Origin of the sequence: Halonotius sp. F2-221B, from assembly GCF_046719765.1 — an archaeon.
GTDB lineage: Archaea > Halobacteriota > Halobacteria > Halobacteriales > Haloferacaceae > Halonotius.
The window spans coordinates 24,621-39,740 of record NZ_JABEBY010000021.1; the positions used below are offsets into that span (position 1 = coordinate 24,621).

Consider the following 15,120-nt stretch of genomic DNA (forward strand, 5'->3'; position numbering starts at 1 on the left):
GGCTTCGTGTTGCTTGGCACGTTCGTAGGCGCTAACGCATTGCGTAATCTGCTGTTCAAGCTCACATTCATGACAGACAATCTTACATGGCATGCATACACATATCACATAAATTGTATTATATTTATCCCCGTCTGATCCGCTGAAACAATGATACTACTGGAATTTCCGTAATTGATCGGGGATACCGGAATGCCGCCACCGGTGATTCGTGTTTCGGCTCAGTTGAGCTACCCTCGGCGAGTGAAGCTTTTGTCGCGTGGCCTTCTCAATCAGTTATGCGCGTCGTCTCCCTCTTACCATCGTGTACGGAGGTGCTGTTTGCATTGGGAGTCGAACCTGTCGGTGTCTCACACAGTTGTGACCATCCGGAAGCGGTTGCTGATATTCCAACGGTAACCTCTACCGTAGTCGATCACGAAGACCACACAGCCGGCGAGATTGACGCCCAGATGCAGTCCGTCGATGGCGCAGTCTACGATTTGCATCTGGATCAACTGGCTGGCCTCCAGCCTGATCTCGTGGTGACCCAAGCAACCTGCGATGTCTGTGCTGTTGATGCTACTCAGGTACACGATGCGGTGACAACAATGGACACTGAGCCAGACGTGTTGACACTGGATCCACACTCATTTTCGGATGTGATCGATGACATCCAGCGCGTTGGCGACGCGATCAACGAATCCGAGGTGGCCACAACGCTTACCACAGAGCTGCAGATGACAGTCGAACAAATCGAGACCACTACGGAAACAGCCGTTGGGTCAAGCGGTCGCCCCCGAACGGCCGTTCTCGACTGGACTGACCCACCGCTCCGAGCAGGCCACTGGGTCACCGAGATGATCGAACAAGCCGGCGGGGATGCCTCCTTTCAGCCTGCTGGCGCATCCGAACCCGTCAGATGGAACCAGATCACAGAGTACGACCCAGAGGTACTGGTCGTGGCACCCTGTGGATTCGAGCGTGATCGGGCGAAAGATGCCATCAACGACCTTCGAGACCGCGAGGGGTGGGAAGAGATGACAGCAGTCACAGATGGGAGGGTCTACGCTGTTGATGGTAATGCCATGTTCAACCGCCCGAGCCACCGACTGGTTGAGTCCCTGAAAGTGCTACAATGGTGTATTCACCCAGAAAGTGTTACGCTCAGCGATGGAACTCGAAACTACGTGTCTCAACTTGATCAACCCCACCGACAATCAATTTGACACCGGGATCCACGCCGAAAAACAGCCTTTGTGCTAACCGAACCATCGACTTTCGTCATTGAGCATTGGTGATAGATTTCAGACAGACACTGATTCAAGATAGACGCCTTCGACTGGGCGGTCATTACCGTCAGTTTCGACACTACCAATTTGTTCAACCACATCCATCCCATCTGTCACTTGTCCGAACACTGAATGGCGATCGTCTAGTTGTGGCTGTGGCGAGAGCGTGATGAAGAACTGTGATCCGTTGGTGTCTGGGCCGCTATTCGCCATCGAGACAACACCGGCACTATCGTGACGAAGATCGTCATGAAACTCGTCATCAAAGGTGTATCCTGGGCTGCCTCGACCAGTGCCGGTTGGATCACCAGTCTGTATCATGAAATTCTCAATAACACGGTGAAAGAGCACATCCTCATACAACGGCTCCCCCGAGATTGTGTCACCGGTTTCAGGATCCGTCCACTCACGTTGTCCCGTCGCTAACCCAATAAAGTTCTCAACGGTTCGTGGTGCCCGGTCTGCGTGTAACGTGATGGTTATATCACCGAGACTCGTCTGTAACGTGGCCATCGTCTCAGCGGGTGTCTCGCTACTTGAACAGCCAGCCAAGATACCACACAAACAGGTGCCGCCGACAGCAAGGACAGTTCGTCTATCCATGCCACGACTCCTCGAAGCAAAATTATAAACTAACCGACTATCCGGAATGAGAAGAACAAGTTCACTCTCTGTGTTCGAGAGCGTTGGTTGAGCTCATTTCAGGTATTGCAATAGGTCGTGTACTCTGCATCGAATTCCTTCGGTGGGGGTTGCTGAAATCGTGATGTTGCTTCATCCGATTCATACGGGTTTTGCAGCACGGTGAGTAACGCCTTGAACCGTGAGAGATCCTTGTCTTCGACATACTGTGTGAGAGCGTTTTCCACCAAGTAGTTGCGGGGGATGTATCGAGGATTGGCCTGTTTCATCAGGTTCTCATCGAGGCCGACCGCAGCCACTTTCTCTTGGATCTGCTTGAACTCCGGAGATGAATAGATAGGATCATCGAAGGAGCCAGGATTTTCGAGTTCGAGGAATGTATTCGTATAGTCTGCTCCCGATGTGCGAAGCCAATCTAAGACCGCATCAACTGCTGCTTCTGCTCCGTCAGAATCAATCCCAAGTTTCTGTCGCATCATCGCGTAGTATTTTTCTTCAAACAGATCCTCGAAGGAGTCTAGCTTGGCTTCGATCTCGTCGAATGTGACCGTTGTGCCACTACAGAGTGGTTCGAGGGATTCAGCGAAGCGTTCAAGATTCCATTTCAGGATCTTCCGTTGGTTTCCAAAGGCGTATCTCCCGTGTTTATCGATTGAACTGAAGACCGCATCTTCGTCGTAGTAATTCATGAATGCACAAGGGCCGTAATCGAATGTCTCCCCATCGATACTCATGTTGTCTGTGTTCATGACACCGTGAATGAACCCGACACGCAGCCAATCGACGACCATCTCTACAGAAGCTTCCATTACTTCATCGAAGAACTCGACGTATTTTCGGTCGGAATTATTCAGATGCGGGTAGTGTCGATCGATTACATACTCAGTAAACGCCTCAAGTTCGCCGGGAGCTCGGGAAGCAACATATTGGAATGTACCGTATCTGATGTGGCTGTTCATCACCCGGACGAGGATAGCTCCAGGCTCTGTTTGGCGTCGCTCAACAGATTCGTCGGTCTCGACGACTGCTAGACTGCGGGAGGTGTTAATCCGAAGATTGGCCATCGCATATGAGTACAGATACTCCCTGAGCATGGAGCTGACAGTTGCCTTCCCATCGCCCCGTCCTGAGTAGGGCGTCCGACCAGACCCCTTCAGTTGAATATCATATCTGTTGTCATCGTGGACGTGTTCACCCAATATCATCGCTCGACCGTCGCCTAACACCGTGAAACGCCCATATTGATGGCCTGCATAGGCTTGGGCAATCGGTTCTTCCAGAATGTCTTGGCCTGATAGAATCTGATCAGTGACCTCCTCATTGTCAACCCCAAGATCGTTAGATAATGCCTTGTTGAACACGAGTATGTCTGGGTTTTCTATTTCGTCAGGCGTCACTCTGGAGTAAAGTTTTGAGTCCAAATCTTTGTAACTCGTATCAAAAGAAAATGCCATCTACTGTGATAGCGACTCAGGCGGCCGTTTTTATAAACTGTTCGTTCAACTGAAGATCGCTACTAATGCGTTGCATGAGATATCGCGTCAACAGATGAAGCAGGCGTCCGCACCGGTGACGAACAAATTCAATCATCTACCAGCCCAACTCGATAAGCGAGACAACATCGATGTCCGACACCGTGCGATCCGACCGCCGATAGAGTAACGACCGTGGTCTGCCGGTTGAGACTACTCAATTCGCTCAAAATCTTCATTTTCGGTGACGAATAGCTGAGAATCGATATCATACAGATACCCACGGCTCAACAGCCGATCAATCGCGTAGTCGGCATCAGCCTCTGCATAATCTGCTTCCAGTAATCGTTCGTGTGCATCAGTCCGTGGGATGCCGTCGTCAGGGTCAATCGTCTCCAGCAGACTCTCATAGGCACTTTCAGCGACAGCACCGAGCGGTCTCTCATCTCTGTCGTACATCTGTTCTGTGCGTATTGCTTCTCAGTCCAGCGTTAAACGCCTATGGACATTCACTCTACGGGAAGCTGGTCGGGCCGACTACTGGTCGAGTTGCTCACCGGACGTTACATCTCGATAACGGGGGGTGATGTTGTGATTTTTCCCTTAACGAGAGTCCAGAGACATCCGTTGATGACAAGAAGTGTCGTCTTAGAGTCGAGTTGGATCTAACTTTTTCTTGTATGGGTTTCCGGTGGGATAGTGTTTGAATGTTGTTCCTATCACCCTATCTGAATCAGAAAAGTTAATATTGTGAATATTACAGCGTATCCATGGCGCACGAAAATCTGGATGAAAGGTTGATTAACGCACTATTAGAAAACGGTCGGGAAAGTCTCCGAAGTTTGTCTGACGAACTTGACGTGTCGGTGACGACGGTTTCGAATCATCTTCACGATCTCGAAGCTGAGGGGGTCGTCAATGGGTACACCCCGCTCATCAACTACGAGGCTCTCGGTTACGATGTAACTGCGGTCATCAATCTCAAAGTCGAAGGCAGCGCACTTTCCGATATCACTGACCGCCTGGAGGCAGAGCCGCAGATTATGTCGGCTTACGAGACAACAGGTGATTTTGATGTGATTGCTATCGGGAAATTTGAAGATACCGATCACATGAACGATCAGATCAAGACGCTTCTCTCAGAGGCTGATATCGAGGAATCAAACACGAGTGTTGTACTCAACACTGTCGCCGAGAACAAACAGTTCGAACTCCCGGTAGAAATATAAACCGTTCATTATCAGCCGCCATGACACGCGTCGCAGCCGCCAGTACAGCAGGCGACTCGACTGAAATTTAAATCTGTCTCGACGCCATTACTCAGAAGTTAGGCTGGTTCTGTATCTGCAAGTTATTGGAGTTGATATTCTGAGCCGAACGTATTTTTATACCCTCGCTGTATCTATAGCTGTCGCTACTCAGACTCGAAGGCGACACACCCCCTGAACAGGTGTTGAAGTCTCCCCCGACTTCACTCTTCGAGAAAGAAGCGACATTGACCCCCCTAGAACCCTGCTACCCACTGCACATGGTGGTAGCACTGCAACCCACTTTTCGGTTCGTCACAGTATAATCGTTCGCCAGTAGCTATTGTGTTTGATACTTGGAGTGGCGTCGGTATCGGATAGCCGGTCTCGATCCGACTGTGTCTGTTTGAAGCCATGCAACCCCCCGTGTGCAAAGTGAAACACCCCAGAGTGTGAATGGAACCCCCCGCTATCGAAGTGTACTCAAGCGATGACCAGGCCACCTGAAGGACTCGTTACGTAGCACCCCTAAGAGCGACGATCGCTCCGGGTCGCGTTGACGCACAAAAGTTTCAATACATTGCCGTAACCGCTTCTTGCATGAACGTACTTCTGGGGGTTGGCAGTCCAAACGACTCTCCAGCCGCCATCGGACGAGCCATCCGGCGGGCGACACGAGTGGGCAACGAGCTGACTGTCGCCATTCTTGATCCCGAAACTGCCACTGACGAGTTAGAAGCGACCGTCACAGCAACCCTGGATGAGCATGATATCACGGCCTCGACGCGCTATGTTGAGGGTCAGCCGGGCAGCGAACTTGTTGACATCGCCGAATCAGAAGGATTTGATGAGATCGTCCTTGCCGGCGGCCAGACGAGTCCAATGGGAAAGATCACGATCGACAAAACGGTTGAGTTCGTTGTGCTCAACGCCCACACTACGGTGACTCTCGTCCGATGAATTCGGATCGTCGGTACCCTGAGATTGTTTCGGGCCCGTTTGAGGAGCCCCCTGTTCGTTTCACTGACCGGGAAGATCGTACCATCGAGATCCGTTCATATGATGGCTCCGAAGCGGAGTACGAGGCAGTGGTAGAGATGTACGTTGAGTTCGATCCATCGGATCGCGCCCAAGGTATTCCGCCCGGTCAGGAGTCGCGGGTGCGAACTTGGCTTGACGGCATCCTCGCAGAGGATTGCTACAATCTGATTGCGTGGGATGGCGACACCGCAGCGGGTCACTCGACACTTGTCCCCGACGGCGACGACGACTACGAGTTGGCGATCTTCGTCCTCCAAGAGTACCAGGGAGCCGGGATCGGCACTCACCTGATCGAGTCGCTGCTCGGCTACGGGTGCAGCGAGGAGATTAATTGTGTCTGGCTCACTGTTGAACGGTGGAACCACGCCGCTGTCTCGCTGTATGAGAAGGTCGGTTTCGAGACAACAAGGGTCGAAAGCTTCGACCTTGAGATGGCGATTCGGATCGCTGAGGACGACTAGCCTGACACCATCGACTGAGTTGTGTCTAGCAGTATGTACGCGCCGGGTTCTCCAAGATATCGGCACACAATTGCTTCGTATGAGGAGAACGACGTGCTCTACGGCGTAACCGCGAGTATCTTACCAAACAACAGCACACTATGACACATCTTGTTTGGTAAGTTTCTGGCGTCACATCTTCCTCAGCAAGCCTGTATCTGAAGCGGAGAGGGAGAGAGGAAGGTGCCTCTCGAACTTGGTGGGTCTCGTGTGGCCGTTGGCGGGTATTACGGCCAGTTGAGAAGATGTGGTCTGATAAGTAAATTTTATCGACCGCTCTCTGCCTGAGTGAACCTCTCCGCGCTTGCAAGTGAACGACGCTCCGGACATGGTGGGGTGTCACCCGAGACTCACAGTATGGACACACCACGTTTCCGCTGTAACTCACTGGTCAATAGCGTCCATCCGATCCAAAATGACTTCAGCGATTTCAATTGCTGCCTCGTATTCTTCTGGGGGTATCTCTGAAGGTGGTCTTGTCCCTTTGCGATCAACGAGGGTCTCAAGATACTCACGGTCGAGATCGGCCATGAGTTCAGTGTCTAATTCTTTGTGAATGAAAGCTTCCGCGAGTTCGCTAAGTTCATCTAGTTGGTCGGGATCGAATTCGAAGTCGCCTGCTTCATCACTACTCCCTACCATTACTGTATTCTGCTATGGCGGCATCGAATAACAATCTATGCCATGTATTCAAATGTCTCAGCGCAGATCGGACGCTGAAGTTTGCCGTCTTTGCGAACGCGCTGATCTGCTGGGCCAGTCCAGATACACTCCGGAATTCGAATCACGAGTATGTATCGTTAAATTCGCGCTCACGCCGCATTAGCTCTTCAACGCCGTGTTCAAGAATCCCCAGGCCCATTCCTGTCGGCCGATAGTAGGTATAGAACCCCTGGCTGTCAGCGGTTCGACGCTGCCGTTTGTCGACGAGCCCTACATCAACCAACTCGTCGAGGTGGTAGTGGAAGTTATGGGATTCGACATCGACTGCGGCCTTGAGATCGGCGGCACTTAGTTCGTCGTTAGCGACGAGTGTGCGAAGAATCCGAAACCGCGTCATATGGCTGATCGCTTGCTGCATCGCCAGATACTCTTCGAGCGTCAGCCCGCTATCTTCTGGCAACGGTGGTTCAGGCTGCCGAACCTCCGTTGTCGAGTGCCGATTGGTTTCGGACATCTGTGAGTGCCTCTGTTCACATATTAGGACGCCACATACTTAGTCATTCTCGACTCGAAGATTATTGAAAAAACCGATATTTATATACTATCGTCCCGAACCGGTGAGTCGAATGCGGCAACGGATTATCGACTCCCTCCCTCGTGCCGCCGGTGACTCAGACGCGCTCGATCCAGTGCGACGAGAACAGTTTCTCGTCTACCTGATGGGCCCATATCGTACGTTCGATCTCGACGCGCTGCTCCCGGAGAACGCCGATGCCGAAACCGATGCCCCTTCGTTTGCAACGTGGGACGAGACCACCGGTGAGTATGCTGAAGACGAGGTCTTACGTCTGCTCCAGGAGACCAGAGACTGTCTCCGTGAACGTGGGTTCAATGCCTTCCTCGCAATCGATGTCGGTATTTCGCTCGACGAGATGGATGCCGCCACACAGAGCATCACCTTTGCCCAGGCGAGTAATGCGACGGTTTTTATCGCCCCACAGGTTGGCGATAACCTCGGCGTCGGGATCGAGATTGGGAGTGTTCTCGAAGATCTCTTGTCGACGGATGGAATGCGGGGGCCAGCGGCAGAGGCGACACCACCAACCCGCACACGACGGGTTATGGTGGCAACCGAACCATCGGTCCGGAGTGCGATGCTTGGATCCGTCAACACACGCTGGGACGCCAGTGTCCGGACATTTACTGATGCAGCGGATTGTTGTCAGCTCTGCGCACAGTTCTGCACCCACATTCAGAATGAAGAACTCTACGGCTCGCTTGATCGATTGGACTGATACGGTTTGCTGTCGGAAGTTACCGTTTGACCGCCGCCCGGTGGGCGGTCGAGGCGGTAACCGTCTACAGTAAACAGTATGAGGTTACTCTTCCGGTACTCTGTACATTGCTGCGAAATCGGCTGTACTTCTAAAACTGAATTGATTTTAACCAACACAATACAGAATCACTACCTATGTTGGTTAATTGCTCAGAGGTAACTCTGGAATATCTTCTGGACTATGATTCCGCCGGCGTCTGGATAAATACCTCAGCGCAGACTGGACAATAAAATTGGCCGTCTTTAGGCACACGTTGCTCAGCTGTTCCAGTCCAGCCGCACTCAGAACAGAGTATTGGGTCAGATTCGACCATTTCAGTAGACGCTTACTCGTCACCGGTGTTGTTGAGTGCGCTATTGAACTCATAGAGTTCTCGCACGACATCGCTATCGGCTACCCGGTAGCGTTTGGGAGACGTGTTCGGGACTGCTTCGATAAGTTCGACCTCTGTGAGTAGTTCGGTATAGTTACCGACTGTCTGCCGTGTAACACCGGCGTGTTCAGCGAACTCATTTTTATTGAACTCACGGTTTGGTGGGAGATCAAGAAGCGCATCAATGAGAATCGGCACTGCCTCGTGCTGTGTGAGATAGAACCAGCCGCTGGGATGCTCTTGGCGGAGTTCTTTCCTTTCTGCTCGGTCGTCGGCCGATTCGGTACTACTCATATCAGGGGGAACGGGAAGCGTGTGTATAACGGTTCGCGCTACTGTTACTCAGCATTACCATCTTCCCCCGTATTAATCGGCGTGTAATTCCGAAGGTGTGTGATCGTCTCGGCAACGAGCGTCTGTGACAATACGCCTTGTAGATTGTCGATGTCTCTGTGTTTTAGGTTTATGACGTACCACGGAGAGATGAAAGCGTCAGTATCTGATCCACCACGAATCCAATTGTCTTCAAGTACAGCGATCCCAGCTGGATGCTGTTGGGTTGTTAGTGCGACAGCAATGCTCTCTTCGTCAGCAAACGGGTGTGTATCGTCGCTGATGATGAGCCACGGCCGATATGCTGAATTAGATTTGTGAGGTGCAGGTCCCCACCAGACCTCGCCTTGGCTGTAGTTCATTCATTGTTCCCGGTACTGGCTTCGGCACCTTCTCCCCACTCGTTGGGATCTTCTGGCCCGAAGCGCTCGGTCACGGTGTTAGCTGTCCGCATTGAATTGAGTGTTTGGCCAACATCTTCATCGGCTGTAACCGCCCAGTAGTTGCCTCTGTGCCGAACGAGGTCTCGATCTTCTAATCGGGAAAGAACGACACCCACACTCCCTCGCGGCACATCGGTTGCCTCATGAATCTCTTTCGGCGTGTATGCTTGCTCGGGTGAGGTAGCTAAGAAAGACAGGATCACCTCCGCATTCGTACTGCCCTGCGATTGTAAGTCCTCTTCAGGGTCAGACTCAAACCGTTCAATATCTATTGGCATGGTTGTTTTATGTAATCCTGTGTAATAGATGTAATGGTACTCTACCTAGCCTATTTCAGGATACTGCAACACAGATGAGACCGTAGTGCCCTACATCCTTGATTCGTAGTAATCAGCGCTTCAGTTCAGCCATACTCATGACAAAGTATTAGATTAAATTCGAGATTATATTACATAATAAACGATTTTATTCTTTACTTGGTCGAATCCATATTACCCGACGGGGTTCGGGTTTCTTTTTTCTGATCTTGTTGTTTTCTGCGAGTTCATTCAGAAACTTGTATGCTGTTCTGCGCGGTATTTCGGCTTTGTCTGCAATTTCTCGACTCGTATATGGTTCTAGTGGATCCATCAAGTGGTAGATATCATGGAGAGCTACATCATGATCTGATGAGAACTTACCCTCTGCGTCACGCTCCCTATCCTCCATGTTACCCCGTTAATCTCCTTGCTATTAATTCTCGACACTGCTTGATTCGATAATTTTATTACCCATGCCTTGCAAGGCATGGATAGAAGCTCACTCCAATAGGGCGTTAGTGGTGAAGGAAACGCCCGGGTGCTGTGACACCCGGACTGGGCTTCTGAGGACAGAAACCCATGAAAAGATCTATTCCAAGATCGGAAGATAGTACCGGATTGCAATTAGAACAGACGCTCTCAGACCACACACTACGATTACTCGCCGCAACCCGGATCGGAGGTGGACAATGAGTTCAACGTCGGATCCTGCTGGGACAGTCAAACGCACGACTGCGATTCCAGCACTCAAGACGAACTCCGCGCGGGCGATACTGGACGCCTTCGGTGATTCGATCATCCAGCTCAAAGCAATCAGCAGCGTCGTCACAACCAACGAAACCCTTGTCGAAGAACTCCGGGAGTACGGTGTCCTTCGGGCACAAGAGACAAAACAAACCCTCGATATCGATTACACGCAGCTGCAGGACTCTGACGGTTCTAACCCGGATAATCCGTGGGATGAAGCCGCTATCGAGACGCTCTACGAGCATCTCAACGCCATTCTCGATGCAGAGGCACAGGCGGTTAAACCGGATCTCGCTGTCCAATCGGTCACCATTCGAGTGACTGATGAGGCACTCCAGGAGGTCACACCGGCTCGCACAGCGGAGTTCGATCTGCACTTCGAGGCTGCGACAGCTGAAGAGGCCCTTCGGGAACAGACACGGCGGGCAAACGCTGGCCGTGGGCTGTACACTGAACTGGGATTCAACGTCACGAATCTGAATCTCCATTCCGTCATCGAGACGGTCACGAAGTACTCCGAAACCTCCGACGGTGAGTATCTCTCTTGGAACGGGCCTGAAGACGACACTCGACCGAAGGTCAACCCGCAGCTGGCGGTTCGAATTAACGACCGCATCCTCCCGGATCAGTACGGTCTGCTCAAACCGTATCACGTCGTCGACGACGAAGTAATCGACGTGGCTGACGAGGCACTCGAAGACGACACTGGGGACAGTGAAACTGATGGGGGATCTGCGGATTCGGAGGCTGAGAACTAATGCCGCCGGCGCAATTCAGCGTCGATCCCGCAGCTGATGAGGGATTCTACGTTACCGTCGGGACTGAACTCACGGTGTACGAGTCCTACGACGCCGCGATTGCCGAGGTGCAGGAGAAGATCGCCACCGAGACTGATAGCTTCCTCGCCGAGGTCACCATCGACAATGATGGCAGTGATGACGTGGCTATTAGTCTTGAACAGGTCGGCTGGCAGCAAATCATCCGCGACATGACGACCGCCCAAAATGGCGAGGAACCGACTTCATGATGGAACGGGCTGAACTGCCAATCGAGTCGCTGGTCGTCGATCCGATGCAGTCCCGCGATCAACCGTGGACCGGAGACGATATCGACCAGCAACTGGTCGCCGCAATCGAAGCCGATGGGCTGTACAACGATCTCATCGTTCGGCCACTCAACGCTGTCGAGATGGGGGTAACTACTGAGACCACTGACACCGTCGACGAGGGCCGTGATGCTGCTGTTGCTGCTAACGATGACAAGGCTGGTTCTGATGGCGATCTAGCACCGGTGACTGAAGACCTGTATGCTATCGTCGCCGGCTCACGACGCTATTACGCCGCGATGGAAGCCGGCTATGAGACGCTGCCGTGTAAGATCCTGCAGGCAGACGATCTGGATGCTGCGTGGACATCGCTACTCGAAAACACCGACCGACGCGAGCTCTCCGAACAGGAGATCGCTCAGCAACTCAACCTGATCTATCAGCTGATTCGGCCGGGAACGAACGGCGAGGGCGTTGAACCAACTGACACGCCACTCGATGTAGATCTTGCTGCCGAGCAGGAGCACTTCGAGACTGACGAGGAAGCTCTCGCCTACATGGCCGAACGGTATCTCGGCCGCTCGGATCAAAGCGCGGTTGATCATATCCAGGAGCACCTGCAGACGGCTGCGCTTCCACCGGTGCTGCAGTCACTGTTCAAAAATCCCGAGGAGCGCACGGCCACCGAGCGGACGGCCCTTGAGAACTACGGGATCGATACCCGTGCGACACTCGGAAGTGGTGAGGGCAAATCTGGCACGTCTCGGGCGGTTGTCGCGCTTCACGACACACTGGAGTCCGAACTGGAGACCGACAGTCTCGATCCAGTCGATGCGGTCTTAGAGACAGTTGGTTCACTCCGGTTCGAAGAGATGTCGGAGCTTGAACTCCGGCAGTCGCTACGAGAGTTCCGCAAGGATGTCTCGACGGCTCTCGATTCGGAATCGCCGACCGAGCAACGGGAGGCCTTCAGTGAGACGTTACAGCGGCACACCGAGGAACTGCAGGAACTCCACGAGGAGATCGAACCGAACCGTCCGTTCAAACGGGTCGATCTGCAGGGCCCAGAGACCCAACGGCACAGTCGCTGGCACGTTCAGGCGATGCGCTCGCGGGGTGCTGACACGCACACCGAACTGGCCAGAGAGTTGTATCTGGAGCGGTTGGAGACCCTCGCTGACGAACGGGGGTGGGAGTAAGCATGTCGCAGGCACCATCGAATCCAGCCACTAACCACGAGCTCCTGCCAGACACCTACGATGAATTGTTGCCAGTTGGCCAACTCATCCACGGTGAGCACAACCCCCGTCGTGTACGGCCATCGGAAACCCTGAAACAATCCATTGCCGGCTTCGGTATCAACAAGCCACTGATCGTGCGACCGGATCCGGATGAAGACGAGGTGTACCACATTACCGATGGCTGGCAACGCTACCAAGCAGCAGTCTCCTGTGGCTGGGAGCAACTCCCGGTTCGGATCTATGAGGACACATTGGATGCGCTTGAAGCGACCGAAATGGAGAGCATCGTCCGGGAGTGGTCAACCTACGAGTGGGCGCAGTACTGCCGCTCGTTGGCCGACGAGATCGAGACCGACACGGAGTCAAAGGCAGAGCGAGCACGGCAGGTCGCCGCTCGAACCAGCCGTGAGGCCGACACTGTTCGTCGTTATATCGATGTGTTGTCGCTGCCTGATGAAGTCCACGTCCTGCTGTCGGATGGCCCAGAAGGTACTGAACAGCAGTGGTCGGCATTGAAGAATTTCAACGCGGATGTTCGACAGTACGGCGATCTGCAATGGCAGGTTGCTGACCGGCTCGCTCGGAATCAATCAGGGCTTTCCGAGCAACGGGTAATCGAGATCGCAGCGACAGCTGTGGAGTTCCAGACTGCTGAACAGGGCATCGAGTTCGTCGATCTAGCGGTGACCAACCCTGAAATGAGAGTCGATGTTCTCCACCGGAAGGTGCTCTTCGGGAAAGATTACGAACAGTATCTGGTGATCCCTCGTGTGTCGGTGAAGCTCTCAACCGCAGAGAAGCGAGCGATCATGGATCACTGTCACGAGCAGCGGAAACCGCTCTCCGAGATCATCTCAGAGAATATTACAAGCTTAGCAGATGAACTCACTGATTCCAATGGCGATCAGACAGACACGGAGACAGATCGCACCACTCAATCAGATTGAACACCTCGTGACTCGACTGGCGATAACTATATTACTCGGTCGATCTTATTTGTGATCATGGAATCACACGATAATGAACACAGCCCCCCTGAATCAGATTTCTCTGAAAGGCTTGCCGAACGGGTTGAAGACATACCCACTGATGAGAGAGTGTATCAGACCGCCCTCGAACTCCACGAACCAACTCAGGTGTCCGAGGTCGCTGAGCGTGCTGACTGCTCGAAAAACGCCGCCCGTCGACATCTCAAACGGCTGGCTGAAATCGGCCTGCTAACCCGTGTGATGGATAATCCAGAGTCATTCAAGCGTAATAAGTCCTATTTTGAATGGCGACGGTTCAACCGGCTCTCGGAACTGACCGATAGTGAATATAAAAAACGAGTCGGCGAACTGCTCTCGGAGAATGAATCGTACCAAGAGCAGTATGATGTCGAAAAGCCAGGAGAGATTGACCCACTCGACTATACTGAGTATGGAGATCCTGAGCAGGTGTGGTTAGATCTGAATAATTGGGAGGCGATCCAGACAGAAATACAGGATCTTCGTCAAGCGCGCTACGACGAAAACGTTGGTGAGGGAGTTGCGTGAATATAGACCACGGTGGTCATAGTCGAGACGCAAACAGAGAGCAACTCCGTGAGATTGCCTCGCTTCTAAAATCTGAATCCTGGATCGAGGCTATCTCTGTGTTCCCTTCGAACCGGCCTGAATCAATCGTCTTGTTTCTGGTCACGCAACAATACCCACAGGATTTCGTCTCTGAGGTATATATCGAAATCCAGTCCTACACGAACGGAGACTTCCATATCAGCTACGTCGAGAACCAACAGGGTGAAAGATGGATGAGCCGGTGGGATCGTCACGAGAGCAGTGATTTCAACCGAGACCACTTTCACGAGCCGCCAGAAGCAGGCCATCAAGATGGTGTCGGCCGTGATTATCCCACAGGATTGCTGGCTGTGATTTCAGGTGTCGTTGCACCGTGGGTTTACGAGCGTATTGGCGATGTGTGGGATGAATACGACGGAGAAGATAGCTGAGGCGACACCCCGCGCTAGAGAGCCACGATCTCGGTGCCCCTCGCTGCCTGGGAGAACACCGCGCGGAGCAGAGTGCCAATCCCGGGGCTGTATTGGATTGTGGAACTGGCTTGTGTTTGACACGCCTAGTTCCGTACCGTAACTGTTGAACCAATCTGAAGCATTTAAAATGGCGAGTTTCCTGAAATATATGGTTCTTTTTAATATAGTTATTTCTGCGCCAGTCCAGCTTTCTCCTTAGCTATCTCTATACATTTCAATACCCTCATACATTATTTGTCATTCAAAGAAGAAAACATATATACAACGAAAACCGGCAAACAAATATATATCTGGTTTTTTATTCTTGCTCATACAAAATCCTCCATATAAGAAATTTGATTAGAATTATTAATAGGATTTTCGCTCATCTGTAGAAGTCGGTACTCAAGATTTTCTCGAACCAGCGATCAGTGTTGAGTGTGAGGCTGAGGAAGTTC

General features: G+C 52.3%; 20 protein-coding genes. 11 read left to right on the top strand and 9 right to left on the bottom strand.

Annotation, left to right across the window (positions count from 1 at the left end; translation table 11 throughout):
* Positions 1 to 278 precede the first annotated feature (278 nt).
* The gene (locus HKK80_RS13630; RefSeq protein ID WP_411800137.1) at positions 279 to 1,208 is read left to right on the top strand and encodes an ABC transporter substrate-binding protein; all 930 of its coding nucleotides are present in this window, start codon (positions 279 to 281) and stop codon (positions 1,206 to 1,208) included.
* Between the two features lie 78 nt (positions 1,209 to 1,286).
* Here the strand turns inward: HKK80_RS13630 and HKK80_RS13635 are convergent, their stop codons facing one another.
* The 3 genes from HKK80_RS13635 to HKK80_RS13645 all read right to left on the bottom strand — a co-directional run bounded on the left by HKK80_RS13635 (position 1,287) and on the right by HKK80_RS13645 (position 3,844).
* A complete protein-coding gene (locus HKK80_RS13635; RefSeq protein WP_411800138.1) occupies positions 1,287 to 1,784 on the bottom strand; it encodes a peptidylprolyl isomerase in 498 nt (165 codons plus the stop codon).
* 188 nt (positions 1,785 to 1,972) lie between these two features.
* Entirely contained in the window at positions 1,973 to 3,310 is a 1,338-nt protein-coding gene (locus tag HKK80_RS13640; protein ID WP_411800139.1) for a protein adenylyltransferase SelO, read from the bottom strand.
* A 288-nt stretch (positions 3,311 to 3,598) separates the two neighbouring features.
* Positions 3,599 to 3,844 (bottom strand): hypothetical protein, encoded by a 246-nt coding sequence (locus HKK80_RS13645; RefSeq protein ID WP_411800140.1) that lies wholly within the window; start codon positions 3,842 to 3,844, stop codon positions 3,599 to 3,601.
* Between the two features lie 311 nt (positions 3,845 to 4,155).
* Here HKK80_RS13645 and lrp point away from each other — a divergent pair, with 311 nt between their 5' ends.
* From lrp to HKK80_RS13660, 3 genes are all read left to right on the top strand, one after another.
* A complete protein-coding gene (gene lrp / locus HKK80_RS13650) occupies positions 4,156 to 4,614 on the top strand; it encodes an HTH-type transcriptional regulator Lrp (RefSeq protein ID WP_411800141.1) in 459 nt (152 codons plus the stop codon).
* A gap of 618 nt (positions 4,615 to 5,232) precedes the next feature.
* Positions 5,233 to 5,592, top strand: a complete 360-nt coding sequence (locus HKK80_RS13655) for a universal stress protein (protein WP_411800142.1) — start codon at positions 5,233 to 5,235, stop codon at positions 5,590 to 5,592.
* On the top strand, positions 5,589 to 6,134 hold the full coding sequence (locus HKK80_RS13660; RefSeq protein ID WP_411800143.1) for an N-acetyltransferase family protein: 546 nt from the start codon (positions 5,589 to 5,591) through the stop codon (positions 6,132 to 6,134). The genes HKK80_RS13655 and HKK80_RS13660 overlap by 4 nt, the downstream gene beginning before the upstream one ends.
* A 423-nt stretch (positions 6,135 to 6,557) precedes the next feature.
* Here the strand turns inward: HKK80_RS13660 and HKK80_RS13665 are convergent, their stop codons facing one another.
* Positions 6,558 to 6,815, bottom strand: coding sequence for a hypothetical protein (locus HKK80_RS13665; protein ID WP_411800144.1), 258 nt, complete (start codon positions 6,813 to 6,815; stop codon positions 6,558 to 6,560).
* Positions 6,816 to 6,957: 142 nt separating this feature from the next.
* A complete protein-coding gene (locus HKK80_RS13670; protein ID WP_411800145.1) occupies positions 6,958 to 7,350 on the bottom strand; it encodes a winged helix-turn-helix domain-containing protein in 393 nt (130 codons plus the stop codon).
* A gap of 112 nt (positions 7,351 to 7,462) precedes the next feature.
* On the opposite strand from HKK80_RS13670, the gene HKK80_RS13675 reads away from it, so the two are divergent.
* Positions 7,463 to 8,131 carry a hypothetical protein gene (locus tag HKK80_RS13675; RefSeq protein WP_411800146.1) on the top strand — a complete coding sequence of 223 codons (669 nt, stop codon included), beginning with the start codon at positions 7,463 to 7,465 and terminating at the stop codon, positions 8,129 to 8,131.
* 367 nt (positions 8,132 to 8,498) lie between these two features.
* On the opposite strand, the gene HKK80_RS13680 is transcribed toward HKK80_RS13675, so the two are convergent.
* The 4 genes from HKK80_RS13680 to HKK80_RS13695 form a co-directional block, all read right to left on the bottom strand.
* Positions 8,499 to 8,840, bottom strand: a complete 342-nt coding sequence (locus HKK80_RS13680; RefSeq protein ID WP_411800147.1) for a hypothetical protein — start codon at positions 8,838 to 8,840, stop codon at positions 8,499 to 8,501.
* Between the two features lie 44 nt (positions 8,841 to 8,884).
* Positions 8,885 to 9,241 carry a hypothetical protein gene (locus HKK80_RS13685; RefSeq protein WP_411800148.1) on the bottom strand — a complete coding sequence of 119 codons (357 nt, stop codon included), beginning with the start codon at positions 9,239 to 9,241 and terminating at the stop codon, positions 8,885 to 8,887.
* A complete protein-coding gene (locus tag HKK80_RS13690) occupies positions 9,238 to 9,600 on the bottom strand; it encodes a MarR family transcriptional regulator (RefSeq protein ID WP_411800149.1) in 363 nt (120 codons plus the stop codon). The genes HKK80_RS13685 and HKK80_RS13690 overlap by 4 nt, the downstream gene beginning before the upstream one ends.
* Positions 9,601 to 9,787: 187 nt before the next feature.
* Positions 9,788 to 10,030, bottom strand: coding sequence for a helix-turn-helix domain-containing protein (locus HKK80_RS13695; RefSeq protein WP_411800150.1), 243 nt, complete (start codon positions 10,028 to 10,030; stop codon positions 9,788 to 9,790).
* A gap of 280 nt (positions 10,031 to 10,310) precedes the next feature.
* On the opposite strand from HKK80_RS13695, the gene HKK80_RS13700 reads away from it, so the two are divergent.
* The 6 genes from HKK80_RS13700 to HKK80_RS13725 all read left to right on the top strand — a co-directional run bounded on the left by HKK80_RS13700 (position 10,311) and on the right by HKK80_RS13725 (position 14,641).
* The gene (locus tag HKK80_RS13700) at positions 10,311 to 11,126 is read left to right on the top strand and encodes a hypothetical protein (protein WP_411800151.1); all 816 of its coding nucleotides are present in this window, start codon (positions 10,311 to 10,313) and stop codon (positions 11,124 to 11,126) included.
* The gene (locus HKK80_RS13705; RefSeq protein ID WP_411800152.1) at positions 11,126 to 11,395 is read left to right on the top strand and encodes a hypothetical protein; all 270 of its coding nucleotides are present in this window, start codon (positions 11,126 to 11,128) and stop codon (positions 11,393 to 11,395) included. The genes HKK80_RS13700 and HKK80_RS13705 overlap by 1 nt, the downstream gene beginning before the upstream one ends.
* Complete coding sequence (locus tag HKK80_RS13710; RefSeq protein WP_411800153.1) at positions 11,392 to 12,612, top strand: ParB/RepB/Spo0J family partition protein; 1,221 nt, start codon at positions 11,392 to 11,394, stop codon at positions 12,610 to 12,612. The genes HKK80_RS13705 and HKK80_RS13710 overlap by 4 nt, the downstream gene beginning before the upstream one ends.
* 2 nt (positions 12,613 to 12,614) lie before the next feature.
* The gene (locus tag HKK80_RS13715; RefSeq protein WP_411800154.1) at positions 12,615 to 13,601 is read left to right on the top strand and encodes a ParB/RepB/Spo0J family partition protein; all 987 of its coding nucleotides are present in this window, start codon (positions 12,615 to 12,617) and stop codon (positions 13,599 to 13,601) included.
* A 57-nt stretch (positions 13,602 to 13,658) separates the two neighbouring features.
* Positions 13,659 to 14,189, top strand: coding sequence for a helix-turn-helix domain-containing protein (locus tag HKK80_RS13720; protein ID WP_411800155.1), 531 nt, complete (start codon positions 13,659 to 13,661; stop codon positions 14,187 to 14,189).
* A 98-nt stretch (positions 14,190 to 14,287) separates the two neighbouring features.
* On the top strand, positions 14,288 to 14,641 hold the full coding sequence (locus HKK80_RS13725) for a hypothetical protein (protein ID WP_411800156.1): 354 nt from the start codon (positions 14,288 to 14,290) through the stop codon (positions 14,639 to 14,641).
* Positions 14,642 to 15,120: the final 479 nt, after the last annotated feature.

What these genes read in the sequence shown, in the direction of transcription:
- HKK80_RS13660 (WP_411800143.1), top strand. Translation starts at nt 5,589, where the DNA reads ATGAATTCGGATCGTCGGTACCCTGAGATTGTTTCGGGCCCGTTTGAG.
- HKK80_RS13685 (WP_411800148.1), bottom strand. Translation starts at nt 9,241, where the DNA reads ATGAACTACAGCCAAGGCGAGGTCTGGTGGGGACCTGCACCTCACAAA.
- HKK80_RS13680 (WP_411800147.1), bottom strand. Translation starts at nt 8,840, where the DNA reads ATGAGTAGTACCGAATCGGCCGACGACCGAGCAGAAAGGAAAGAACTC.
- HKK80_RS13705 (WP_411800152.1), top strand. Translation starts at nt 11,126, where the DNA reads ATGCCGCCGGCGCAATTCAGCGTCGATCCCGCAGCTGATGAGGGATTC.
- HKK80_RS13720 (WP_411800155.1), top strand. Translation starts at nt 13,659, where the DNA reads ATGGAATCACACGATAATGAACACAGCCCCCCTGAATCAGATTTCTCT.
- HKK80_RS13675 (WP_411800146.1), top strand. Translation starts at nt 7,463, where the DNA reads ATGCGGCAACGGATTATCGACTCCCTCCCTCGTGCCGCCGGTGACTCA.
- HKK80_RS13635 (WP_411800138.1), bottom strand. Translation starts at nt 1,784, where the DNA reads ATGGCCACGTTACAGACGAGTCTCGGTGATATAACCATCACGTTACAC.
- HKK80_RS13670 (WP_411800145.1), bottom strand. Translation starts at nt 7,350, where the DNA reads ATGTCCGAAACCAATCGGCACTCGACAACGGAGGTTCGGCAGCCTGAA.
- HKK80_RS13710 (WP_411800153.1), top strand. Translation starts at nt 11,392, where the DNA reads ATGATGGAACGGGCTGAACTGCCAATCGAGTCGCTGGTCGTCGATCCG.
- HKK80_RS13655 (WP_411800142.1), top strand. Translation starts at nt 5,233, where the DNA reads ATGAACGTACTTCTGGGGGTTGGCAGTCCAAACGACTCTCCAGCCGCC.
- HKK80_RS13630 (WP_411800137.1), top strand. Translation starts at nt 279, where the DNA reads ATGCGCGTCGTCTCCCTCTTACCATCGTGTACGGAGGTGCTGTTTGCA.
- HKK80_RS13665 (WP_411800144.1), bottom strand. Translation starts at nt 6,815, where the DNA reads ATGGTAGGGAGTAGTGATGAAGCAGGCGACTTCGAATTCGATCCCGAC.
- HKK80_RS13715 (WP_411800154.1), top strand. Translation starts at nt 12,615, where the DNA reads ATGTCGCAGGCACCATCGAATCCAGCCACTAACCACGAGCTCCTGCCA.
- HKK80_RS13690 (WP_411800149.1), bottom strand. Translation starts at nt 9,600, where the DNA reads ATGCCAATAGATATTGAACGGTTTGAGTCTGACCCTGAAGAGGACTTA.
- lrp (WP_411800141.1), top strand. Translation starts at nt 4,156, where the DNA reads ATGGCGCACGAAAATCTGGATGAAAGGTTGATTAACGCACTATTAGAA.
- HKK80_RS13645 (WP_411800140.1), bottom strand. Translation starts at nt 3,844, where the DNA reads ATGTACGACAGAGATGAGAGACCGCTCGGTGCTGTCGCTGAAAGTGCC.
- HKK80_RS13700 (WP_411800151.1), top strand. Translation starts at nt 10,311, where the DNA reads ATGAGTTCAACGTCGGATCCTGCTGGGACAGTCAAACGCACGACTGCG.
- HKK80_RS13695 (WP_411800150.1), bottom strand. Translation starts at nt 10,030, where the DNA reads ATGGAGGATAGGGAGCGTGACGCAGAGGGTAAGTTCTCATCAGATCAT.